Here is a 21,530-nt window from a genome sequence, read left to right as displayed (position 1 = left end):
ACACGGGGCGGCGCCTTTCAGCGGCGCCTCCGCGTTCCGAGCCCTGGCCCGCACCCCGTGCACAGCTCGCACGGGGTGCGGGTTCAGGCGCGGGAGCCTCCGGTGCCGGCAAGGGCACTGTCCGTTGCGCCCACCCGTTCCGCCCCGGCGGAACGATTGCCCGCAACGGCGTTCGCGCGGGCCTTGCGGGCCAGGGGGAGGTAGCGCAGGCGCTCGGGGAGGGCCGGGACCACGACCCGGACCACCCGGGCGAAGCGGCGCAGGGTGCGTTCCTGGGCGTCCGTCCACTCCAGGCCGATGGCCTCCCGGGCGTCCGGCGGCATCAGGCCGACGGTGAGGAAGGCGCGCAGCCGCAGGAACGGGCGGCGGAGGAGCGGCCAGAGGAGGCGGAGGGCGAGCCGGAGCGGGAGCGGGCCCCGGTCGGGGGCGGGCACCGGCAGGTCGGTGTCGAGCAGCTCCCGTACGACGGTGGTGGCCTCGATCTCCTCGGCGAGGACCTTCCGGTAGTACGGCCAGAACGCCTCGATCGTCTGCGGCATGTCCCGGTCGTGGATCCCGAGGATCCGGCCGACCTGGAGCCATTCGGCGTACAGCTGCCGTTCCTGCGCCTCGGTGAGGGGGCGGGCGAGGAGGCGGAGCCCGTGCTGGTAGACGGGGAAGCCGGTCGCATGCACCCAGGAGTAGTAGGCCGGGGTGAGGGCGTGGTAGCGGCGGCCGTGGGCGTCGGTGCCCTGGATCGTCCGGTGCAGCTCCCGGAGCCGGCGGCCTTCCCGCGCGGCCTCCTCGCCGCCGTAGATCCACAGCTGGAGCGAGCGCAGGGAGCGCTCGCCGCGGCCCCAGGGGTCGGTGCGGAAGACCGAGTGGTCGTCGACGCCGGCGCCGATCGCGGGGTGGGCGACCTGGAGGGTGAGGGCGGCGGGCAGCATGAGGAGGGCCCGGACGTCCCCCGCGACGCTCCAGAGCACTCCGCCGACGGGCGGCGGCACGGGGTCGTGACCGGCCGGGGCCCGGTCGAGCGGCTTCACGCGGTCCATGGCCTTCTCCTCATGTGTCCAGGCTGCCACGCATGACGAAGGGGCCGTCGCCCGGGCTCTGCGGCCCGGGTGACGGCCCCTTCCGTGGAAGTACGGGGTCAGGCGCGGTCGGCGCCGACCGGCTCGCCGACGATGCGGGCGGCGAGGGCGTGGGCCCAGGCGTCGACGTCGGCGTTGAGCTCGCGCTCGGCGGCGGCGCGCTCCTCGGCGATCTTGGCGGTGCCGGCGGCGAGGATCGCGTCGCGCTCGGCCTGGCCCTCGGCGCGGGCGGCGGCGATGGCGGCCGAGCCCTCCTCGGTGGCGGCGGAGCGGATGCGGGCGGCCTCGTGGCGGGCCTCGGCGAGCTCGGCCTCGTACTGCTCGCGGATGGCGGTGGCCTCGGAGCGCAGGTCGTCGGCGCGCTCGGTGCCGCCCTCGATGGCGTCGTCACGCTCGTCGAGGGTGCGCTTGATCTTCGGGAGGATGCCCTTCGCCAGGATGAGGAAGGTGAGCCCGAACAGCACCGCGCCGAGGATGAGCTCGGCCCAGACGGGGTTGAGGGGACCGAGGTCCATCTTGAAGACAGTGGAGTTCGCGAGGGTCATGCGCGCATTCTACCTGCTCCAAAACAGGACAATTCAGGCACCGGCGCCAGAGTTGGCGTGATCTTGCGAGCTCGGCCAGATTCCCGGCATCCAAAGGCTACCGGAAGGTAACCCTGGCTGATTGTATGTGCGGCGCCAGCCCAACCCCCCACGTACTCATGGGAGTTCACGTGTCGTTCGCCGCGCTCCGCCGCGCCCCCGGCGCCGTCCTTTCGCTCGCGCTCGCCGCCGCCACCCTGGCGACGGCCGCCCCGGCCGCGTCCGCCGCGACCACCGAGGCGCCGCGCCTGAAGGTGCTCACGTACAACACGTTCCTGATGTCGAAGACCCTCTACCCGAACTGGGGCCAGGACCACCGGGCCAAGGCGATCCCCGCCGCCCCCTTCTTCCAGGGGCAGGACGTCGTGGTGCTCCAGGAGACCTTCGACAACTCCGCCTCGGACGCCCTCAAGGCGAACGCCTCCGCCCAGTACCCGTACCAGACCCCCGTCGTCGGCCGCAGCAAGACCGGCTGGGACGCGACCGGCGGGGCCTACTCCTCGACCACGCCCGAGGACGGCGGGGTGACGATCCTCAGCAAGTGGCCGATCGTCCGCAAGGAGCAGTACGTCTACAAGGACGCCTGCGGCGCCGACTGGTACGCGAACAAGGGCTTCGCCTACGTCGTCCTGAACGTGAACGGCACCCTCGTCCACGTCCTCGGCACGCATGCGAACTCGACCGACCCGGGCTGCTCGGCGGGCGAGGCGGCGCAGATGCGCAGCCGCCAGTTCAAGGCGATCGACGCCTTCCTCGACGCCAAGAACATCCCGGCGGACGAGCAGGTCATCGTCGCCGGTGACATGAACGTCGACTCGCACACGCCCGAGTACGACACGATGCTCGCCGACGCGGGCCTGGTGGCGGCCGACGCCCGCACCGGCCACCCGTACTCCTTCGACACCCAGCTGAACTCGATCGCGAACTACCGCTACCCGACCGACCCGCGCGAGGACCTCGACTACGTCCTCTACCGGGCCGGGAACGCCCGGCCCGCCAACTGGACCAACAACGTGGTCCTGGAGCAGAGCGCGCCGTGGACGGTCTCCAGCTGGGGCACGTCGTACACCTACACCAACCTCTCCGACCACTACCCCGTGACCGCGTACTGACCTGTCCGTCAGTACCCGTAGCCGCCGAAGAGGCTGTACAGCCAGGCACCGAGCACTCCGGCGACACACAGCAGGACGAACCACGAACCGAGGCTGGTGTGCCGCTCCCTGCGGGGCGGCCGGGCGGGGCGGGCGGCGCGAGCCGTCCGCCCCGCCTTCTTCCTGTCCTTCCCCGCCTCCCGCACCGGCTCGGCCGCCGCCGCGACCTCGGCGAGCAGCCGGCGGCAGACCGCCGCGAGCTCCGCCGTCCCGACCGTCAGGTCGACGACCACCTCCGTACGGGCCGGGGCGGTCGTCCCCCCGTCCAGCAGCCGCCCCGCCCTCATCAGGGCCCGGTTCTCACCCCCGGTCGGGGCGAGGCTGATCCAGCGGCCCACGTGCTCGCCCCGGATCACCACACCCCCGCCCCGCTCCCGGTAGACGGTGTGCTCCCGCCACAGAACCCCGGCCAACTCGCCGGCCGTCTCCCTGAGTTGCGCGTACATCCGACTCCCCTGTGTTCCCGTTCCCCCGACCCGAACAGCGGCCGACTCTATAAGGTCCGCTCCGACACCCGTCACCCGCCGAAGTCGTACACGGTGACCGGTATCCCCCGAGCCGTCAGCCGCTCCCGGACCAAGGGCTCCACCCGGTTCCAGCTGCCCCCGGCGAGTCCGCAGCCGATCCGGGGCATGTGGACCGAGGCCCCCAGCTCGACGGCCTTGTCCGCCAGCAGGCCGAGGGCGGTGTCGATCGCCTCGTACCGCACGGGGACCCCACTGCTCCGCCCGGTGCGGATGCCCCGCTGGCCCACCAGGTTCGCCACCCAGAGGTACGGCGAGACCTGCACGAACTGGGCCGCGCCGAGCCCGAAGTCGTTCCCCGCCCGCTCCCGGTGCCAGCGGCGGTAGGCCGCCTCGGGCTCCGGCCAGCGGCGCGAGACGGCGAGCACGAAGCCCTTGCCCCAGCCGCCCAGGTCGTTGCAGACGTGGGCGACGATCCGGACGCCCTTGCCCCGGGGCGCGGTGGCGTCCCCGCGTACGTACTCGATCACGGTCATGGGATCACCGTAGGAGGCGGCACCGACAACCGGGCATGTCAACCAGGGTTGACACATCTCCAGGTGTCAACCTACATTGACAGCATGACCGATGCGACCGATCTCGCCGCACGGGCCGGTGACCGCGACCCCCGGGTCGGGCTGCGGGCCGTCTCCGCGCTGCGGCGATTGCTGGAACAGCTGGAGGCCGTCCAGGTGCGCAGTGCGCGCAACCAGGGGTGGTCGTGGCAGGAGATCGCGACCGAGCTGGGTGTCAGCCGGCAGGCCGTCCACAAGAAGTACGGGAGGCAGTGATGTTCGAACGGTTCACGAAGGCCGCGCGCGCCACGGTGAAGGGCGCGGCCACGCATGCGGAGCGCGGGGGCGCGGCCGTCGTCACCCCGGAGCACCTCCTCCTGGCCCTGCTCGACCGCGAGGACACCCGCGCGGCGGCGGTGCTCGGGCGGCTGTGCCCGCCGGAGCGCCGCGCGTCCCTGGTCTCCGCGCTGTCCGACGCGCGGCGCAGGGCCGGACTGTCCCGGGCGGACGAGGAGGCCCTGGCCGGGCTCGGGATCGACCTCGGCGCGATCGTCGAGCGCGTCGAGGAGACCCACGGCGCGGGCGCGCTGGCCGGGGACCGCAAGGACGCCGGGCGGTCGGGCCGTCTCGGCTTCTCCCGCGAGGCGAAGACCGTGCTGGAGAAGTCGCTCCGCGTGGCCGTGGCCCGCAAGGACCGCGAGATCGGCGACGAGCACCTCCTCCTGGCCCTCACCGCCCTCGGCGGCGTCGTCGCCGAGGCGCTGGCCGACCACGGCGTCACCTTCACCTCGGTCGACACGGCCCTGTCCTCCCCCGCGCCCTCCTGATCCGGTCCCGTCAGGGTCTTTTACAGCGATGGTGAGACAGCAATACTGTTGAACCATGGAGCAGGCGAGCGACGCGCAGGGGCCCGTGTACACCGTGGACGAGCTGGCCGCGCGGGCCGGGGTCACGGTGCGGACCGTGCGGTTCTACGGGACCCGGGGGCTGCTGCCGCCGCCCGTCATCGGCGCGCGGCGGGTGGGGCACTACGGGCAGGACCATCTGTCGCGGCTCGCGCTGATCGAGGAGCTCCAGCGGCAGGGAATGACGCTGGCCGCCATCGAGCGGTATCTGGAGCAGCTGCCCGAGGACCTCAGCGCGCAGGACCTCGCCATCCACCGGGCCCTCGTGGCCTCCTGGGCCCCCGAGTCCGCCGAGACGATCACCCGGCGCGAGCTGGAGCGGCGGGCCGGGCGGGGGCTGACCGAGCGGGACGTGGACCGGCTGGCCGCGATGGGGGTGCTGGACCGGACCGACGAGGACGACACGTACCGGCTCGACGGGGCGCTGCTGCGGCTCGGGGTCGAGCTGCTCGACGTGCCCATCGAGCACGAGACGATCCTCGCCTCGCGGACCGTGCTCCTGGAGCACGCGCGCGCGGCCGCCCAGGAGCTGTCCCGGCTCTTCCGGGACGAGGTGTGGAGCCCGTACCGGGAGAGCGGGGAGGACCCGGACCACCTGAGCGCGATGAAGTCGCTCTCGGCGCACATGCAGCCGATGGTGGTCCAGGCCCTCCTCACGGCCTTTCAGCGGTCCTTGAGCGAGGAGCTCAGGACTGCCTTCAGGAGTCGGTGAAGACCTCGCCGCGGTCCGCCTTCTCCACCAGGAGGGCCGGGGGCTCGAACCGCTCGCCGTACGTCGCCGCCAGCTCGCGCGCCCGGGCGACGAAGCCCGCGACACCGCCCTCGTAGCCGTTGACGTACTGGAGGATGCCGCCGGTCCAGGCCGGGAAGCCGATGCCCATGATGGAGCCGATGTTGGCGTCGGCGACGGAGGTCAGGACGCCCTCCTCCAGGAGCCGGACGGTGTCCAGGGCCTCGGAGAACAGCATCCGCTCCTGCATGTCGCGGAACGGGATCTCGTACCCCGGCTTGGTGAAGTGCTCGCGCAGGCCCGGCCAGAGCTTGCCGCGCTTGCCGTCCTCGCCGTACTCGTAGAAGCCCGCGCCGCCGCTGCGGCCGGGGCGGCCGAACTCGTCGACCATGCGGTCGATGACGGCCTCGCCCGGGTGGGTGACCCAGGTCCCGCCGGCCTCCTCGATCGCCCGCTTGGTCTCGTTGCGGATCTTGCGCGGGAGGGTGAGGGTCAGCTCGTCCATGAGGGAGAGGACCTTCGCCGGGTAGCCGGCCTGGGCGGCGGCCTGCTCGATCGAGGCGGGCTCGATGCCCTCGCCGACCATGGCGACGCCCTCGTTGATGAAGTGGCCGATCACCCGGGAGGTGAAGAAGCCGCGCGAGTCGTTGACGACGATCGGCGTCTTGTTGATCTGCCGGACCAGGTCGAAGGCGCGGGCCAGCGCCTCGTCGCCGGTCCGCTCGCCCTTGATGATCTCGACGAGCGGCATCTTGTCGACGGGCGAGAAGAAGTGCAGGCCGATGAAGTCGGTCTGGCGCTCCACGCCCTCGGCGAGGACGGAGATGGGGAGGGTGGAGGTGTTGGAGCAGAGCAGGGCGTCGGGGGCGACGACGTGCTGGATCTCCTGGAAGACCTTGTGCTTGAGGGCGGTGTCCTCGAAGACCGCCTCGATGACCGCGTCGCAGCCGGCCAGGTCCGCCACGTCGGCGGTGGGCGTGATGCGGGCGAGGAGGGCGTCGGCCTTCTCCTGGGTCGTACGGCCCCGGGAGACGGCCTTGGCGCACAGCTTCTCGGAGTACGCCTTGCCCTTGGCGGCGGACTCGGCGGAGACGTCCTTGAGGACGACCTCGATGCCGGCGCGGGCGCAGGAGTACGCGATGCCGGCGCCCATCATGCCCGCGCCGAGCACGGCGACCCTGCGGACCTGCCGCTTCTCCACGTCCTTCGGGCGGCTCGCGCCCGAGTTCACCGCCTGGAGGTCGAAGAAGAACGCCTGGATCATGTTCTTCGCGGTCTGGCCGATGACCAGCTCGGTGAAGTAGCGGGACTCGATGGTGATCGCGGTCTCGAAGTCGACCTGGGAGCCCTCCACGGCGGCGGCCATGATGGCCTTCGGCGCCGGGTAGGGCGCGCCGTTCAGCTGCTTGCGCAGGTTGGCCGGGAAGGCCGGCAGGTTGGCGGCGAACTTCGGGTTCGACGGGGTGCCGCCGGGGATGCGGTAGCCCGGGACGTCCCAGGGCTGGCGGGACTCCGGGTGCGCGTCGATGAAGGCGATGGCCTTGGCCATCATCTCCTCGGCGGTGGCGGCCACCTCGTGGACGAGTCCGCTGTCCAGGGCGCGCTTGGGGGCGTACTGGGTGCCCTGGAGCAGCACCTTGAGGAGGGCGTCGGTGATGCCCATGAGGCGGACGGTGCGGGCGACGCCGCCACCGCCGGGCAGCAGGCCGAGGGTGACCTCGGGGAGGCCGATCTTGGAGCCGGGGGCGTCGAGGGCGACGCGGTGGTGGGAGGCGAGGGCGATCTCGTAGCCTCCGCCGAGTGCGGCGCCGTTGATGGCGGCGACGACGGGCTTGCCGAGGGTCTCGATGCGGCGCAGCGCGTTCTTGATCTCGATGGCGCTGTCGAAGATGTCCTGGGCGTGCTCGGGGCCCGCCTTGATCATGTCCTTGAGGTCGCCGCCCGCGAAGAAGGTCTTCTTCGCGGAGGTGTAGATGATGCCGCGGATGGAGTCCTGCTCGGCCTCCACGCGGTCGGCGATCGCCTTGATCGAGGCCCGGAAGGCCTGGTTCATGGTGTTGGCGGACTGGTTGGGGTCGTCGAGGACGAGGGTGACGATCCCGGTCTCGTCCTGCTCCCAGCGGATGGTGGTGCTCTCGCTCATGACTGCTGCTTCTCCGTGAGTAAGGGGTGCGGACGGGACGTCAGACGCGCTCGACGACGGTGGCGATGCCCATGCCGCCGCCCACGCAGAGGGTGGCGAGGCCGTAGCGCTTGTCCTGGCGCTCCAGCTCGTCGACGAGGGTGCCGAGGATCATCGCGCCGGTGGCGCCGAGCGGGTGGCCGAGCGCGATGGCGCCGCCGTTGACGTTGACCTTGTCCAGGGAGATGCCCATGTCCTTGACGAAGCGCAGGACGACGGCGGCGAAGGCCTCGTTGATCTCGACGAGGTCGATGTCGTCGATGGTGAGGCCGGCCTTGGCGAGGGCCTTGCGGGTGGCCGGGGCGGGGCCGGTGAGCATGATGGTCGGCTCGGAGCCGGAGACGGCGGCCGAGACGATCCGGGCGCGCGGCCTCAGTCCGTACCGCTCGCCGACCTCCTTGGAGCCGATGGCGACGAGGGAGGCGCCGTCGACGATGCCGGAGGAGTTGCCCGCGTGGTGGACGTGGTCGATCTCCTCGACCCAGTGGTACTTCTGCAGGGCGACCGCGTCGAAGCCGCCGAGCTCGCCGATGTCCTTGAAGGAGGGCTTGAGGCGGGCCAGGGTGTCGGCGGTGGTGCCGGGGCGGATGAACTCGTCGTGGTCGAGGACGGTGAGTCCGGCGCGGTCCTTGACGGGGACGATCGAGCGGGCGAAGCGGCCGTCCTTGACGGCGGCGGCGGCGCGCTCCTGGGAGAGGGCGGCGTACTCGTCGACGTCGCGGCGGGAGAAGCCCTCGATGGTGGCGATGAGGTCGGCGCCGATGCCCTGGGGGACGAAGTTGGTCTCCAGGTTGGTCATCGGGTCGGCGAACCAGGCGCCGCCGTCGGAGGCCATCGGGACGCGGGACATGGACTCGACGCCGCCGGCGAGGACGAGGTCCTCCCAGCCGGAGCGGACCTTCATGGCGGCCATGTTGACCGCTTCGAGGCCGGAGGCGCAGAAGCGGTTCTCCTGGACGCCGGCGACGGTGTCGGGGAGTCCGGCGGCGATGGCGGCGATCCGGGCGATGTCGGAGCCCTGGTCGCCGACCGGGCCGACGACGCCGAGGACGATGTCGTCGATGGCGGCCGGGTCGAGGTCGGGATTGCGGGACTGGATCTCCCGGATGAGGCCGACGACCAGGTCGATGGGCTTGGTGCCGTGCAGGGAGCCGTTGGCCTTGCCGCGTCCGCGCGGGGTGCGGATCGCGTCGTACACGTACGCTTCGGTGCTCACGGGAAGCCTTTCGCGATGAGGGTTCTTCGAGGGGTGCGGGACGGGGTCAGCCGAGGAGGGAGCGGCCGATGATCTCCTTCATGATCTCCGTCGTACCGCCGTAGATGGTCTGGATCCGGCCGTCGGTGAAGGCTCGGGCGACCGGGAATTCGCTCATGTAGCCGTATCCGCCGTGCAGTTGCAGACAGCGGTCGGCGACCCGCTTCTGGAGTTCGGTCGCCCACCACTTGGCCATGGAGGCGTTGACAGGGTCGAGTCCGAGGCCGGTCTGGTCGGCGTGCTCGGCGATACATCGGTCCACGAAGGTGCGGGTGACGGCGCACTCGGTGGCCATCTCCGCGATCTCGAAGCGCACGTGCTGGAGCTTGGCGAGCGGCCGGCCGAAGGCCTCGCGCTCCTTGACGTAGCGGGTGGTGAGCTCCAGGAGGTGCTCGGCGCCGGCGATGCCGGCGACGGCGATGGCGAGGCGTTCCTGGGCGAGGTTGGTCATGAGGTGGACGAAGGCGCCGTCGAGCTCGCCGAGCAGGTTCTCCTTGGGGACGCGGACGTCCTTGAAGAAGAGCTCGGCGGTGTCCTGGGACTTCTGGCCGATCTTGTCGAGGTTGCGGCCGCGCTCGAAGCCCTCCATGCCGCGCTCGACGACGAGGAGGGAGAGGCCGTGGGCGCCGCCCTCGGGCGTGGTCTTCGCGACGACGATCACCAGGTCGGCGAGGATGCCGTTGGAGATGAAGGTCTTGGAGCCGTTGAGGATCCAGTGGTCGCCGTGGTCCTCGGCGGTGGTGCGGATGCCCTGGAGGTCGGAGCCGGCGCCGGGCTCGGTCATGGCGATGGCGGTGACGATCTCGCCGGAGCAGAAGCCGGGCAGCCAGCGGCGGCGCTGCTCCTCGGTGGCGAGCTTGGTGAGGTAGGGGCCGATGATGTCGTTGTGCAGGCCGATGGCGAGCCCGGGGGCGGCCGCCCTGGTGAACTCCTCGGCGAGGACGGAGGCGTACCGGAAGTCGGGGTTGCCGCCGCCTCCGTACTCCTCCTCGACGGCGAGGCCGAGGAGTCCCTGCCGGCCGGCGGCGAGCCAGGCCTCGCGGGAGACGATGCCGTCCTTCTCCCACTGCGCGTAGTGGGGCAGCACCTCCTTCTCCAGGAAGGTGCGGACGACCGCCCGGAAGGCCTCGTGGTCCTCGGTGTACAGCTGACGCTTCATGCTTCGGGCTCCTGGGTCTTCAGGCTGGGTACGGCCCAGTCACGGGCGACCTCGGCGGTGTCGGCACCGGGCAGGGCGGGGCCCGTGCGGAGGGTGCCGGGGGTGGCGGAGAAGCGGGGCGCGGGGGCGGGCTGGGCGATCCCGTCCCGCTCGGCGAAGGTGGCGCGGGCGGCCAGGTGGGGGTGCGAGGGCGCCTCGCGCAGCGAGAGCACGGGGGCCACGCAGGCGTCGGAGCCGTCGAAGACGGCGGTCCACTCCTCGCGGGTACGGCTCCGGAAGCGCTCGGCGACGGCCTCGCGCAACTCGGGCCAGCGGGCGAGGTCACGGCGGACGGGGGCGAGGTCCTCGACGCCGAGGAGGCGGACGAATTCGGCGTAGAACTGCTCCTCCAGGGCGCCGACCGCCATGTGGCCGCCGTCGGAGGTCTCGTACACGCCGTAGAACGGGCAGCCGCCGTCGAGCAGGTTGACGCCCCGGCGGTCCTGCCAGCCGCCGGCCGCGAGCATGGCGTGGATCATGGTGGTGAGGTGCGCGGTGCCGTCGACGATGGCGGCGTCGACGACCTGGCCCTCGCCGTGCGTCCGGGCGTGCTGGAGGGCGGCGAGGACGCCGACGACGAGGTAGAGGGAGCCGCCCGCGTAGTCGCCGACGAGGTTGGCGGGGATGGTGGGCGGGCCGTCCGGGTCGGGGCCGATCATGCCGAGGGCGCCGGTGATCGCGATGTATCCGATGTCGTGTCCGGCGGTCGGGGCGAGCGGCCCGTCCTGGCCCCAGCCGGTCATCCGGCCGTAGACGAGGCGCGGGTTGCGGGCGAGGCAGGCCTCGGGGCCGACGCCGAGGCGTTCGGCGACGCCGGGCCGGTAGCCCTCGACGAGGATGTCGGCCCGCTCGACGAGGTCGAGCACGGTGGCGGGGCCGTCCTCGGCCTTGAGGTCGACGAGGACGGAGCGCTTGTTGCGGTTGGTGAGGTCGCGGGCGGGGTCGATGCCGAGGCCGGCGCCGCCGGGGCGGTCGACGCGGACGACGTCGGCGCCGAGGTCGGCGAGGAGCATGGCGGCGAAGGGCCCGGGGCCGATCCCGGCGAGTTCGACCACGCGCACCCCGGTGAGCGGGCCGTTGCGGGCGGTGTGCGTCGTGCTCATCGAGCCCCCAGGAGTGTGTGACACCAATGATGTAACACCGGAGATGCTAGGAACGTGTTCCACTCGGCACAAGCCCCCCGGCCGAGCAAGCGCTTGGAAATTCCGAGGGCCGGGGCCGGGGCGGAGGCCCGTCCCGGTTCCGCTATCCTCCGCCGACGACAACCGCGCGCGGCGGCGCGGTACGGCCGAGACGAGGGGCTTGATGGAGACAGGGGCGGGCATGGGACGCGGGACCGGGGCCAGACCGTACGACGTGGTCCTCTTCGGGGCGACCGGCTTCGTGGGCGAACTCACCGCGGAGTACCTGGCCGAGCACGCCCCGGTGGACTGCCGCTGGGCGATCGCCGGACGCGGTCTCGGCAAACTGGAGGCACTGCGGGACCGGCTCGCCGCCGGACGCCCGCACCTCGCCGGCCTGCCGCTGCTCGTGGCCGACTCGGCCGACCCCGGCTCGCTGCGGGAACTCGCCGGGTCCGCGCGGGTGGTGGCGACCACGGTCGGTCCGTACGTCTGGTACGGCGAGGGCCTGGTCGAGGCCTGCGCGGAGGCGGGCACGGACTATCTGGACCTGACGGGCGAGTCCGAGTTCGTGGACCTCATGTTCGTCCGGCACGACGCGCGGGCCCGGGAGACCGGCGCCCGGATCGTGCACGCCTGCGGCTTCGACTCCGTCCCGCACGACCTGGGCGTGTACTTCACGGTCCAGCAGCTGCCGGAGGACGTGCCCCTGCGGGTCGACGGCTTCGTCCGGGCCGGGGCCGCCTTCTCCGGCGGCACCTTCGCCTCGGCGCTGACGGCCTTCGGCCGGGGCCGGGAGATCCTGCGGGCGGCGCACGAACGGCGCCTGCACGAGCCGAGGCTGGTGGGCCGCCGGGCCCGCGCGCCGCTCGGCGGCCCCCGGTTCAGCCGGGAGACCGGCACCTGGGCGCTGCCGCTGCCGACGCTCGACCCGCAGGTGGTGGCCCGCTCGGCGGCGGCCCTCGAACGGTACGGACCGGACTTCCGCTACCGGCACTACGCCTCCGTCAGGACCCTCCCGATGGCCCTCGGCGGCGCGGCCGCCGTCGGCGCGGGCGTCACCGCCGCCCAACTCCCGCCCTTCCGATCCTGGCTGATGGACCGTTACTCGGCGGGACAGGGCCCGTCGCCCGAGCGGCGCGCCCGCAGCTGGTTCTCGGTCCGCTTCGTCGGCGAGGGCGGCGGACGACGGGTCTTCACCGAGGTGTCGGGCGGCGACCCCGGCTACGACGAGACGGCCAGGATGCTCGCCGAGTCCGCCCTCTGCCTCGCCTTCGACCCCCTGCCGAAGACCTCCGGCCAGGTGACGACGGCGGTGGCGATGGGCGACGCGCTGACCGAACGGCTGCGGGCGGCCGGCATCCGCTTCCGGGTGGCGCACCGGGGCTGAACGGCCCCGCGACTTCCACCCGGCGGCGTACCGCTCCCCGTTGTCGTACCCCGCCCCTAGGGTTCCCCCGAACGTCGGAGCGACAGGAAGGCAGGACCATGGGCGGCGATTGCTGGTGGCAGACGGGACCGTACGACAGCGACCCGGCGGTGGCGTTCCGCCGGGCGCAGGAGGCGGAACTGGCCGAGGACGACCACGGCTTCCCGGGCCGCACCGTCGCGGAGCTGTGGGAGAGCGAGGACTGGGCCGAGTTCATCTTCACCGGCGGCACCGCCACCGTCCTGGACCAGATCCACACGGTCGACGCGACGGAGCCCGAACGCGGCCCCTACATGCGCCCGGTGACGGAGGAGGAGCTGCGCGCCTGGTGCCCGCACGGCAAGCCCACGTCCGCGGAGTGGGAGGCGGCCCTGCGCGCCGACCACGAACTGTTCCCCCGCCGCGGCCTCGGCCGCTGCACGGTCCTGTACGCGGACGGCGAGCCGTCGGAGATCGGCTACTGGGGGGTCACGGCGGACTAGGGCCCGTCCGACCCCGACCCGCCGGGCAGGCCCTGGCGGGCGCCCGGCCGCCCCGGACCGCCGGAGCGGATCACGGCGGTGCCCGCGTCCAGGTCGACGCCGGTGCGGGGCGGGGCGCCGTCCTGGACGTCGTGGCGGATCAGTCGCTCCTCCTCGCGCTGCTCGATCTGGACGCGCTTGTTCGCGTTCAGGAAGGCGAGGAGTTCGTCGGTGGCGGTGGCGCCGGCTCCGGTCGGCGTGTCCTTGGCGCGGGCTGCGAGGAGGCGCCGCACCCACTTCGGCCGGCCCGTCCGCAGGACCACGTGCCGGGCCGCGCCGAGCAGGAACGGCACCATGACGACCACCGCCATGACCATCACGCTGACCATCATCACCATGCCCGCCCAACGGCCGGCGGCACGGGAGCGTTCCCTCCTCGGGGATCCCCCGGGTCAGGGCCGTACGAGCCGGAAGGGGTGGCCGGCCGGGTCCGCGTAGACGCGCGCGTCGCCGGTCTCCCCGCCGAGCGGTACGGCTCCGAGCGCGAGGACGGCCTCATGGGCGGCGGCCAGGTCGTCGACCCGCACGTCGAGGAGGAACTGCTGCTCGGGCGCGCCCCAGACGGGCGGGCGGTGGTCGGCGACGCCCTGGAAGGCGAGGACGGGGCCGCTGTCGCCGCGCAGCACGGCGGAGCCCTCGCCGACGGCCCACCGGGGGTCCGGGCTCTCGATCTCCCCACCGAGCAACTGACGGTAGAACCCGGCGAGTTCGAGGGCGTCGGGACAGTCGATGACGAGGCACCGCAGCCGCCCGATCATCCGAACGTCCAGCTGGTGAGGACGTACAGGACGGCGCAGGTCCAGGCCAGGGCGAGCGCTCCGGCGGTGGCGAGGACCAGGGTCAGGCCGCGCCCGGTCGGACGCGGCGGAGCGGAAAGGGGAGTTGTCATGGATCCCACTCTTCCGGGCCGGGCGGCGGGCCGGTATCCGTACGCGTACTCAGACGTACGCACGCTCAGGCGTACGCGTGCTCAGACGTACGCGTCCTCAGGCATGCGCGTCCTCAGGCATGCGCGTCCTCAGATGTACGCGCGCTCAGGCGTGCGCGTCCTCGGACGTGCCTCCTCATGCCTCCCCGAGTGCTTCCTTGAGGGCCCGGCGGCAGAGCGAGTCCGCATGCCGGGTGGTCTCCGGGATCCGGTAGCGCGGGGCGAGGTGGAGGGTGTGGGCGCAGGCGTTGTCGAGGGAGACGCGGTGGCCGACCGACACGAACACGGGCTTCACCCCGGTCTGGGTGCGCAGGGCCCGGCCCACCTCCTCGCCCCCGGCCAGGAGCGGGGCGAAGTCGCCGCGCGCGGAGCCGGGTTGCTCGTACGTGAAGGTGAAGGGGTTCTTCGCGACCCCGATGGACGGTCGCCCGGTGAGCACCCCGAGGTGGCTGGCGAGGCCGAAGCGGCGCGGGTGGGCGAGGCCGTATCCGTCGCAGACCAGGAGGCCCGGGTCGGCGGTCAGGGCGTCCAGCGCGGCGAGCACGGTCGGCAGCTCGCGGAAGGCGAGGAGCCCGGGGACGTACGGGAAGGAGACCCGGCCGACGGCCGTGGCCTCCTCCACCACGTCGAGGGTCCGCGCGTCGAGCACGACGGCCGCGGCGGCGACGAGGTCCCGCTCGTCGTCGTAGGCCACGTCGAGGCCTGTGACGTGGCCCTCGCCGACCGCCGGTCCCTCCTCGTCGTGCACGAGCCGCCCGCGCAGCTCCTGCTGGACGGCCCGGGCGGCGCTCTCGTCGGCGGGCCAGCCCGCCGGAATCTCGATGATCGTCATGATGCGGGACACCCTACGACCGGGCGCCCCGCCGGGGTCAGTGGCTGACGGCCGCGGTGCCCTCCGCCGCGTACCGCTCGTCCGTGAGGCCGCTCGGGGCTCCCGCGACGCCGATGCCGGCGACGGGGCCCGTGGTGGTCGGCCGCGCGCCCGCTCGCCCCGATCCGGGAACGGGCGTACGCCGAACGGGCGTCCCGGACCGGGCCGGGTAGCCTGGCGATCATGTTCGTACTGGAATTGACCTACACCGCGCCCGTCGAGCGGGTGGACGCGCTGATGGACGCGCACATCGAGTGGCTGGACGCGCAGTACGCCGAGGGCGTGTTCCTGGCGTCGGGGCGGAAGAACCCGCGGGACGGCGGGATCATCCTGGCCGCCGGGGTCGACCGCGCGGAGATCGAGAGGATCACGGCGGCCGACCCGTTCAGCGTCGGGGGCGTGTGCGCGTACCGGATCACGGAGTTCTACGCGACCAAGACGGCCGACGGGATCGCCGCGTACCGGGAAGAGCTGCCCTCCTAGCCCTTGGTGGCGAGGCGGGCGATGCGGCCCTTCTCGCCGGAGGCCCAGCAGGAGCCGTCCGGGGTGCAGCCGACCGTGTCGTACGAACCGGTGTCGACCGTGCGCCAGGTGCGGCCGCCGTCGGTGGTGAGGTCGGTGCCGGTCGGGCCGACGGCGAGCGCGGCCGCCTTGCCGTGCGGGAGCCAGGCGACGCCGGAGCGGTAGGCGGGCGGCGGCGTGGCCGAGGGCAGCCAGGTGCGGCCCCCGTCGGCGCTGACCGCGCCGGCCCGCGGGGACGGCTGGTCCTTGCGGTAGTCGCCGCCGACGGCGATGCCGTGGGCGCGGTCACGGAAGGCGAGGCCGAAGACGCCGCGGGCCGGGTCGCCGGCCGGGACCGGCGTCTCGGTGGCGGTCCAGGTCAGTCCCCGGTCGGCCGAGTGGAGCACGCGCGCGGTGGCCCCGCCGCCCGTCGCGAGCCACACGTCCCGGGGCCCGGCCGACACGAGGCACTGGCCGCTCGCGGCGAAGGCCGCCTCGCCGGGGAGCGCGTCCGGCATCCCGGCGCCCGGCAGGACCTCCCAGGAGCGGCCGCCGTCGCGGGTGGAGAGGATGCGGTACTTCCCGTCGACCGGATCGCTCAGGGCGAGCCCGTGCCGCTGGTCGAAGAAGGTCATGCAGTCGTAGAAGGCCCGCGCGTCGGTGTTGCGGAAGGACTCGGTCCAGGTGGCGCCGCCGTCCTCGGTGCGCAGCACCCGGGAGGCCTCGCCCTCCCCGATGGCGAGGACGACGGCCCGGCGGGCGTCGAAGGCCTCGACGTCGCGGAACTCCAGGTCGCCCGCGCCGGCCGGCGACACGTTCCGCCAGCTCCGGCCGCCGTCGGTGGTGCGCAGCACCGTGCCCTTCGAACCGGCGGCCCACGCGGTCCTGCGGTCGACCGGCGCGAGGCCCCGGAAGCGGGCGTCCGTGCCGGTCGGTGTCAGCTGCCAGCCGGCCGCTGCCGCGGGGGTCTCCCCGGCCCGCGCCGGGGCGGCCAGGGTCAGCGCGAGCGCCGCCCCGATCAGCCCCACCGACATCATTCGTCTCGTCTTCCCCATGGACGTCATGGCGCCGGAAGCTAGTGCCCCGGGCCGCTCCCCGTCCAGGGTGCGTCCCCGGCCCGGCGTTCCTAGGCTGGTCGCATGACGGAAGGTGAAGGTACGACGGAGGAACGGCCCCGCCTCAAGGAGTACGAGGGCGAGGGGATCACCGTCACGTTCGAGCCGCGCCGCTGTCTGCACGCGGCCGAGTGCGTCCGCGGCCTGCCGGAGGTCTTCGACACCTCCCGGCGCCCGTGGGTGCTGCCCGACGCCGCCGAACCGGACCTGGTCGCGGAGGTCGTACGGCGCTGCCCCTCCGGGGCGCTCCAGTACCACCACCACCCCGGGGACGCCGCGCCCGAGCCCCCGGACTTCCCCACCACGGTGCGGCGCACCCCGGCCGGGCAGCTGGTGGTGCGGGGCGACCTGGTGGTGACCGGCGCCTACGGGAACCGGCACGAGACCCGGGTCATGCTCTGCGGCTGCGGAGCCTCCGGGAACCAGCCGTACTGCGACCACTCGGGCCCCTGCGCGGAACCGGAGGACGACGACGTCCCCGAGGAGCGGTGACGCAGCTCACCCCGGAGCGGAGTGCACGTTCCGGTCGTCCCGCTCGTCTAGAGGGGTGTCAGGTGCCCTGGTGTCGGGGAGACGCACAGGATCCGAAGCCCGCGTGAGAGGAGCCGGTCTTGTCCGCCGTCATCGAGCAGGCCGTGCAGGCCCGTCTGGTCGCGTCCGCGCCCCGGATGGAGACCGTCCCCGCCACCCTGCGGTACGACCGCGAGGATCCGTACGCCGTGAGCATGGCCTTTCCGCCGCCGGCCACCCTGGAGGGCGTCGAGGTCTCCTGGGCCTTCGCGCGCGAGCTGCTCGTCCAGGGGGTCGAGCGCCCGGCCGGGGTCGGGGACGTGCGCCTGCGTCCGTACGGGTACGACCGCACGGTGGTCGAGTTCCACGCCCCGGAGGGGGTGGCCATGGTCCATGTGCGGACCTCCGAGCTGCGCCGCTTCCTGGAGCGCTCGCAGCACCTGGTGCCGGCGGGACGCGAGCACCAGTACCTGGACTGGGACCAGGACCTGGCGGAGCTGCTCCGCGACCGCCCGTAGACCGCTCGTGAACCCCTCGTGAACCCCTCGCAGGGGAATCCGCGTTAAATCGTTTGCCGCTCCTCCGGCCGAGGCGTACGGTCGTTCCTGACCTTGTCGTCACCCGATCGGAGAAGGACGTTGCTCGTCTGAGGTTGCGAGACACCGAGCCGCGCGTGCCCCCTGTGCCGCGTGTGCCGTTCTCGACCTCGGCGTACGAGCCGTTCTCCACACTGCCCGCGCCCCGGTGTCTCCCGCGTTGCCCTTTCCCACGCTTGCGCGACCCCGGAGGCCTGTATGGCGCATCACCCCACCTTCCTGACCTGTTCCTCCCTCTTCTTCTCCTGGCCGGACGGCACCGAGGTCTTCGAGGACTTCCGGCTCTCCGTCGGCCCCGGCCGCACCGGCCTCGTCGGCCTCAACGGCTCCGGCAAGTCCACGCTCCTGAGGCTGCTGGCGGGCGAGCTGACCCCGCAGGACGGCACCGTCCGGGTCAACGGCCGACTCGGCTACCTCCCGCAGAACCTGGTCCTGGACACCTCGCGGCGGGTGGACGAGATCCTCGGCATCTCCGCCGAGCGGGCCGCCCTGCACGCCATCGAGGCGGGCGACCCGGCGGAGGAGCACTTCACCGCGATCGGCGACGACTGGGACGTGGAGGAGCGGGCCCGGGCCGTCCTCGACCAGCTCGGGCTCGACCACGTCGGCCTGGACCGGACCGTCGGCGAGATCTCCGGCGGCGAGTCCGTCCTGCTGCGCCTCGCCGCGCTGCTGCTCGCCCGGCCCGACGTGCTGCTGCTCGACGAGCCCACCAACAACCTGGACCTGCATGCCCGCGCGCGCCTCTACGAGGCGGTGGAGAAGTGGTCCGGGGTCCTGGTCGTGGTCAGCCACGACCGTGAACTCCTGGAGCGGGTCGACCAGATCGCCGACCTCCGGGACGGCGAGGTCGACTGGTACGGCGGCAACTGGTCCGCGTACGAGACGGCGCTCGCCGCCGAACAGGAGGCGGCGGAGCGCATGGTGCGGGTCGCCGAGGCCGACGTGCAGCGCCAGAAGCGCGAACTGTCCGAGACACAGATGAAGTTGGCCCGCCGCAGGCGGTACGGGCAGAAGAGCTTCGAGAACAGGGTCGCGTCGAAGCTCGTGGCCAACAGCAACAAGAGGAACGCCCAGGTCACCGCCGGCAAGCAGCGCACCCTGCACGCGGAGCGCCTCTCGGAGGCCAAGGAGCGGCTCGACGCGGCGGTCGAGGCCGTGCGGGACGACGACGAGATCAGGGTCGAGCTGCCCCGCACCTCGGTGCCGCCGGGCCGCGAGGTGCTCTACCTGCGGGAGCTCGAACTGCGGTACGGGGCGCGGGTCGACGGCGAGTTCGACCTGCGCGGCCCGGAGCGGATCGCCCTGGTCGGCCGGAACGGCGCCGGGAAGACGACGCTGCTCCGGACGATCGCCGGGGAGCTGGAACCGCTGTCGGGCGAGGTGGAGCGGAAGGTGCCGCTGCGCTTCCTGCCGCAGCGGCTCGACGTGCTCGACGACGGGCTGAGCGTGGTGGACAACGTGGCCCGTTTCGCGCCCGCGGCGACGCCGAACACGATCAGGGCCCGGCTCGCCCGGTTCCTCTTCCGGGGGGCGCGGGCGGATCAGCCCGTCGGCACCCTGTCGGGCGGGGAGCGGTTCCGGGCGACGCTCGCCGCGCTGCTCCTCGCGGAGCCGGCTCCGCAGCTGCTGATGCTGGACGAGCCGACGAACAACCTGGACATGGCGTCGGTGCGGAAGCTGACGGCGGCCCTCGACGCCTACGAGGGGGCGCTGATCGTGGCCAGCCACGACGTGGCGTTCCTGGAGTCGCTGGGGATCACCCGCTGGCTGCTGCTCGACGGCGAGCTGCGGCCGACGACGGCGGAGGAGGTCAGGGGGACGGCCCCGAGCCCTCGCCGGAGCGGTGCCGGGGTCTAGGCGCCCGGGTCTAGTGGTGGAGTAAGGCCCAGGACTTGGTGCCTCCGCCGGGGGTGAGGACGGGGGCGAGTCCCCAGTCCCCGCCGTGCGCGTCGACCGCCGCGGCCAGCAGCCACATGCTGCGGCTGCGGCGGTCGCGGCATTCCTCGGCCCTGTCGGGCGCCGCATGGGCCGGGTGCTGGTCGTAGAGGACGATCCGCAGCGCCTCGAACTGCCAGCGGACCCGCAGGACCATCTCCCGGTCGGGGGTGAACCGGTAGGCGGCGGAGACGAGTTCCGAGGCGGCGAGGACGGCGGTCTCGCGGAGTCCGGCCAGGCCGTGCCGGTCGAGGAGCGAGCGGACCGCCTCGCGCGCGAGCCCCGCGCAGTAGGCACCGCCGGGCAGCATCATCGAGTAGCTGAGGTTCTCCGCGGCGGGAGGTACGGGCCCGGCCGCGGCGGCGGCCGGAAGGCAACGCAGGGCGCCCTTCATCGGTTTGCTCACATTTCCTGGTGCATGGGGGATACACGCACACGGGCGCGGTAGCCCCGTGTGAGACTTGCGCTACCGACCGTAGCCCACAAGCGGAGCACAGTGCTACTACTTGCGGGTACTCGTGTCATTTCGGCCAAAAACGACGGTCCATTTGGAGCCTCGACGCCGCACAGTGAGAGGAAGACGGAGCGTGCCACCCAGGAACAGCCCGACCGCGCGACAGCGGCGCCTCGGGAGCGAACTGCGCAGACTGCGCGAACAGTCGGGGATGTCGGTCCAGCAGGCCGCCGCCCTCCTGGGCGTCGACCGCACCCGCATCCCGAACATCGAGTCGGGCCGCTTCGGGATCAGCGCCGAACGCGTCCGTACCCTCGCCTTCAACTACGGCTGCCCGGACACCGGGCTCGTCGACCTCCTCGCCGGCATCGCCCAGGAGCGGGACCGGGGCTGGTGGGAGGAGCACCGCGGGCTGCTGCCGCCCGCGCTCCTCGACATCGCCGAACTGGAGTTCCACGCCGCGAGGCTGGAGACCTCGGTCACCACGCACATCCCCGGCCTGCTGCAGACCGAGGAGCACGCCCGGGCGGTCTTCGACACCGCCGTCCCCCCGCTGCCCGGCCCCGACCTGGAGGCCCGGCTCGCCCTGCGGCTGCGCCGCCAGGAGGTCCTGGAGCGGGACCGGCCGGTGCCCTACGAGGCCGTGATCCACGAGGCGGCGCTGCGCATGCGGTTCGGCGGACCGAAGGTCGCGCGGGCCCAGCTGGAACACATCCTGAACCACACCGAGCGGGACGGCGTCTCCGTACGCGTGATCCCTTTCACCGCGGGGGGTTTCCCCGGGGCGGGCCAGTCGTTCACCTACGTAGCCGCGCCGGTGCCGCAGCTCGACACCGTGCAGCTCGACTCCTCCCACGGCTCGATGCTGCTGGACACCGACATGCAACTGCGCCGGTACCGCGAGCTGCTGGACCGGCTGCGCGGGCTCGCGCTGTCCGCGACCGAATCACGCGCGTTCGTCCGCGCCATATCCCTGGACCTGTGAAGGGACCCCCCACACCATGAACACCACGACCACCGCCCCCGACCCCACCGCCGTCGCCATCGACTGGAACGAGGCCTTCTGCAGCGAAGGCGCCAACTGCTTCCGCTTCGGCCTCGACGACTCCGGCCGGGCCTACATCGGCTCGACGCTCTCCCCCGACGCGTACGTCAGCGACTCCGTGGAGGCGCTGCGGGCGCTCATCTCGGCCGTGAAGGCCGGAGCGGCCGATCACCTGCTCTGAGCCTGCTCTGAGCCGCCGGACATCTGCGCTGCGTAGTCGGCCGGATGGCCGGCGAGCGCCGACCCGGACGTGACCTGCGTCTCCGGCACCCCGCCGGAGCAGCACACATAACGGAACGTAACCGGACATCGCCGGGACGGGCTTGGCCGACGCCTTACAGGGCCTTAACCTACGGTTTCGTAACCTACGAATCCGTAGGTACACCCGTATGCCCCTCTCCGTCC

The 21,530-nt window shown here is 72.8% G+C and carries 26 protein-coding genes; 12 read left to right on the top strand and 14 right to left on the bottom strand.

Annotation, left to right across the window (positions count from 1 at the left end; translation table 11 throughout):
• Window positions 1-83: 83 nt before the first annotated feature.
• Window positions 84-1,034 carry an oxygenase MpaB family protein gene (locus tag ACH4TP_RS11840; protein WP_398437290.1) on the bottom strand — a complete coding sequence of 317 codons (951 nt, stop codon included), beginning with the start codon at window positions 1,032-1,034 and terminating at the stop codon, window positions 84-86.
• Between the two features lie 98 nt (window positions 1,035-1,132).
• The gene (locus ACH4TP_RS11835) at window positions 1,133-1,618 is read right to left on the bottom strand and encodes a hypothetical protein (RefSeq protein WP_389230836.1); all 486 of its coding nucleotides are present in this window, start codon (window positions 1,616-1,618) and stop codon (window positions 1,133-1,135) included.
• 158 nt (window positions 1,619-1,776) lie between these two features.
• On the opposite strand from ACH4TP_RS11835, the gene sph reads away from it, so the two are divergent.
• Window positions 1,777-2,769: a sphingomyelin phosphodiesterase gene (gene sph, locus ACH4TP_RS11830; RefSeq protein WP_389230833.1), complete on the top strand. Its 993-nt coding sequence runs from the start codon at window positions 1,777-1,779 to the stop codon at window positions 2,767-2,769.
• 8 nt (window positions 2,770-2,777) lie between these two features.
• Here sph and ACH4TP_RS11825 read toward each other — a convergent pair whose 3' ends face one another.
• Window positions 2,778-3,254, bottom strand: coding sequence for a hypothetical protein (locus ACH4TP_RS11825; RefSeq protein ID WP_398437288.1), 477 nt, complete (start codon window positions 3,252-3,254; stop codon window positions 2,778-2,780).
• Window positions 3,255-3,325: 71 nt separating this feature from the next.
• Complete coding sequence (locus ACH4TP_RS11820) at window positions 3,326-3,808, bottom strand: macro domain-containing protein (RefSeq protein ID WP_389230827.1); 483 nt, start codon at window positions 3,806-3,808, stop codon at window positions 3,326-3,328.
• A gap of 84 nt (window positions 3,809-3,892) precedes the next feature.
• On the opposite strand from ACH4TP_RS11820, the gene ACH4TP_RS11815 reads away from it, so the two are divergent.
• Genes ACH4TP_RS11815 through ACH4TP_RS11805 form a run of 3 tightly spaced genes read left to right on the top strand, consistent with a single transcriptional unit; the run spans window position 3,893 to window position 5,443 of the window.
• Window positions 3,893-4,102: a helix-turn-helix domain-containing protein gene (locus ACH4TP_RS11815; protein WP_030315760.1), complete on the top strand. Its 210-nt coding sequence runs from the start codon at window positions 3,893-3,895 to the stop codon at window positions 4,100-4,102.
• Complete coding sequence (locus ACH4TP_RS11810) at window positions 4,102-4,653, top strand: Clp protease N-terminal domain-containing protein (RefSeq protein ID WP_398192130.1); 552 nt, start codon at window positions 4,102-4,104, stop codon at window positions 4,651-4,653. Before ACH4TP_RS11815 ends, ACH4TP_RS11810 begins: the two co-directional genes overlap by 1 nt.
• 55 nt (window positions 4,654-4,708) lie before the next feature.
• On the top strand, window positions 4,709-5,443 hold the full coding sequence (locus ACH4TP_RS11805; RefSeq protein ID WP_389230821.1) for a MerR family transcriptional regulator: 735 nt from the start codon (window positions 4,709-4,711) through the stop codon (window positions 5,441-5,443).
• On the opposite strand, the gene ACH4TP_RS11800 is transcribed toward ACH4TP_RS11805, so the two are convergent.
• Genes ACH4TP_RS11800 through ACH4TP_RS11785 form a run of 4 tightly spaced genes read right to left on the bottom strand, consistent with a single transcriptional unit; the run spans window position 5,430 to window position 11,199 of the window.
• The gene (locus ACH4TP_RS11800) at window positions 5,430-7,604 is read right to left on the bottom strand and encodes a 3-hydroxyacyl-CoA dehydrogenase NAD-binding domain-containing protein (RefSeq protein ID WP_398192132.1); all 2,175 of its coding nucleotides are present in this window, start codon (window positions 7,602-7,604) and stop codon (window positions 5,430-5,432) included. The genes ACH4TP_RS11805 and ACH4TP_RS11800 overlap by 14 nt on opposite strands.
• Window positions 7,605-7,644: 40 nt before the next feature.
• Window positions 7,645-8,859, bottom strand: coding sequence for an acetyl-CoA C-acetyltransferase (locus ACH4TP_RS11795; protein ID WP_389230815.1), 1,215 nt, complete (start codon window positions 8,857-8,859; stop codon window positions 7,645-7,647).
• A gap of 46 nt (window positions 8,860-8,905) precedes the next feature.
• Window positions 8,906-10,057, bottom strand: a complete 1,152-nt coding sequence (locus ACH4TP_RS11790; protein WP_398437285.1) for an acyl-CoA dehydrogenase family protein — start codon at window positions 10,055-10,057, stop codon at window positions 8,906-8,908.
• Window positions 10,054-11,199 (bottom strand): CaiB/BaiF CoA transferase family protein, encoded by a 1,146-nt coding sequence (locus ACH4TP_RS11785; protein WP_398192136.1) that lies wholly within the window; start codon window positions 11,197-11,199, stop codon window positions 10,054-10,056. Before ACH4TP_RS11785 ends, ACH4TP_RS11790 begins: the two co-directional genes overlap by 4 nt.
• Before the next feature lie 220 nt (window positions 11,200-11,419).
• On the opposite strand from ACH4TP_RS11785, the gene ACH4TP_RS11780 reads away from it, so the two are divergent.
• Together ACH4TP_RS11780 and ACH4TP_RS11775 are read left to right on the top strand one after the other, a co-directional pair.
• Window positions 11,420-12,607 (top strand): saccharopine dehydrogenase family protein, encoded by a 1,188-nt coding sequence (locus tag ACH4TP_RS11780; RefSeq protein WP_398437283.1) that lies wholly within the window; start codon window positions 11,420-11,422, stop codon window positions 12,605-12,607.
• 98 nt (window positions 12,608-12,705) lie between these two features.
• Window positions 12,706-13,128 (top strand): hypothetical protein, encoded by a 423-nt coding sequence (locus tag ACH4TP_RS11775; protein WP_398437281.1) that lies wholly within the window; start codon window positions 12,706-12,708, stop codon window positions 13,126-13,128.
• Here the strand turns inward: ACH4TP_RS11775 and ACH4TP_RS11770 are convergent.
• From ACH4TP_RS11770 to ACH4TP_RS11755, 4 genes are all read right to left on the bottom strand, one after another.
• On the bottom strand, window positions 13,125-13,505 hold the full coding sequence (locus ACH4TP_RS11770) for a DUF6191 domain-containing protein (protein ID WP_398192142.1): 381 nt from the start codon (window positions 13,503-13,505) through the stop codon (window positions 13,125-13,127). The two genes, ACH4TP_RS11775 and ACH4TP_RS11770, sit on opposite strands and share 4 nt — an antisense overlap.
• A 54-nt stretch (window positions 13,506-13,559) precedes the next feature.
• Window positions 13,560-13,925: a VOC family protein gene (locus ACH4TP_RS11765; protein ID WP_398437279.1), complete on the bottom strand. Its 366-nt coding sequence runs from the start codon at window positions 13,923-13,925 to the stop codon at window positions 13,560-13,562.
• Window positions 13,922-14,056: a morphogenic membrane protein MmpA gene (gene mmpA, locus ACH4TP_RS11760; protein ID WP_389230794.1), complete on the bottom strand. Its 135-nt coding sequence runs from the start codon at window positions 14,054-14,056 to the stop codon at window positions 13,922-13,924. The genes ACH4TP_RS11765 and mmpA overlap by 4 nt, the downstream gene beginning before the upstream one ends.
• A gap of 175 nt (window positions 14,057-14,231) precedes the next feature.
• The gene (locus ACH4TP_RS11755; protein WP_398437277.1) at window positions 14,232-14,927 is read right to left on the bottom strand and encodes an endonuclease V; all 696 of its coding nucleotides are present in this window, start codon (window positions 14,925-14,927) and stop codon (window positions 14,232-14,234) included.
• A gap of 222 nt (window positions 14,928-15,149) precedes the next feature.
• On the opposite strand from ACH4TP_RS11755, the gene ACH4TP_RS11750 reads away from it, so the two are divergent.
• The gene (locus tag ACH4TP_RS11750) at window positions 15,150-15,449 is read left to right on the top strand and encodes a YciI family protein (protein WP_389230788.1); all 300 of its coding nucleotides are present in this window, start codon (window positions 15,150-15,152) and stop codon (window positions 15,447-15,449) included.
• Here ACH4TP_RS11750 and ACH4TP_RS11745 read toward each other — a convergent pair.
• Window positions 15,446-16,531, bottom strand: a complete 1,086-nt coding sequence (locus ACH4TP_RS11745; protein WP_389230785.1) for a WD40/YVTN/BNR-like repeat-containing protein — start codon at window positions 16,529-16,531, stop codon at window positions 15,446-15,448. The two genes, ACH4TP_RS11750 and ACH4TP_RS11745, sit on opposite strands and share 4 nt — an antisense overlap.
• 75 nt (window positions 16,532-16,606) lie before the next feature.
• Between ACH4TP_RS11745 and ACH4TP_RS11740 the strand changes: the two genes are divergently transcribed.
• The 3 genes from ACH4TP_RS11740 to ACH4TP_RS11730 all read left to right on the top strand — a co-directional run bounded on the left by ACH4TP_RS11740 (window position 16,607) and on the right by ACH4TP_RS11730 (window position 19,548).
• Entirely contained in the window at window positions 16,607-17,074 is a 468-nt protein-coding gene (locus tag ACH4TP_RS11740) for a (4Fe-4S)-binding protein (RefSeq protein WP_398437275.1), read from the top strand.
• A 119-nt stretch (window positions 17,075-17,193) separates the two neighbouring features.
• Window positions 17,194-17,610, top strand: coding sequence for an SsgA family sporulation/cell division regulator (locus ACH4TP_RS11735; protein ID WP_189832601.1), 417 nt, complete (start codon window positions 17,194-17,196; stop codon window positions 17,608-17,610).
• Between the two features lie 276 nt (window positions 17,611-17,886).
• Window positions 17,887-19,548: an ABC-F family ATP-binding cassette domain-containing protein gene (locus ACH4TP_RS11730; protein ID WP_398437272.1), complete on the top strand. Its 1,662-nt coding sequence runs from the start codon at window positions 17,887-17,889 to the stop codon at window positions 19,546-19,548.
• A 10-nt stretch (window positions 19,549-19,558) separates the two neighbouring features.
• On the opposite strand, the gene ACH4TP_RS11725 is transcribed toward ACH4TP_RS11730, so the two are convergent.
• Window positions 19,559-20,032, bottom strand: a complete 474-nt coding sequence (locus ACH4TP_RS11725) for an ATP-binding protein (RefSeq protein WP_389230775.1) — start codon at window positions 20,030-20,032, stop codon at window positions 19,559-19,561.
• Window positions 20,033-20,213: 181 nt separating this feature from the next.
• Between ACH4TP_RS11725 and ACH4TP_RS11720 the strand changes: the two genes are divergently transcribed.
• Window positions 20,214-21,065 carry a helix-turn-helix domain-containing protein gene (locus ACH4TP_RS11720; protein WP_398437269.1) on the top strand — a complete coding sequence of 284 codons (852 nt, stop codon included), beginning with the start codon at window positions 20,214-20,216 and terminating at the stop codon, window positions 21,063-21,065.
• Between the two features lie 16 nt (window positions 21,066-21,081).
• Window positions 21,082-21,306, top strand: coding sequence for a hypothetical protein (locus ACH4TP_RS11715; protein ID WP_398437266.1), 225 nt, complete (start codon window positions 21,082-21,084; stop codon window positions 21,304-21,306).
• The last annotated feature ends 224 nt before the right edge of the window (window positions 21,307-21,530 follow it).

It is taken from the genome of Streptomyces sp. NPDC021012 (assembly GCF_044333355.1).
Lineage (GTDB): Bacteria > Actinomycetota > Actinomycetes > Streptomycetales > Streptomycetaceae > Streptomyces.
This window is presented reverse-complemented; position numbering and strand designations above follow the sequence as displayed.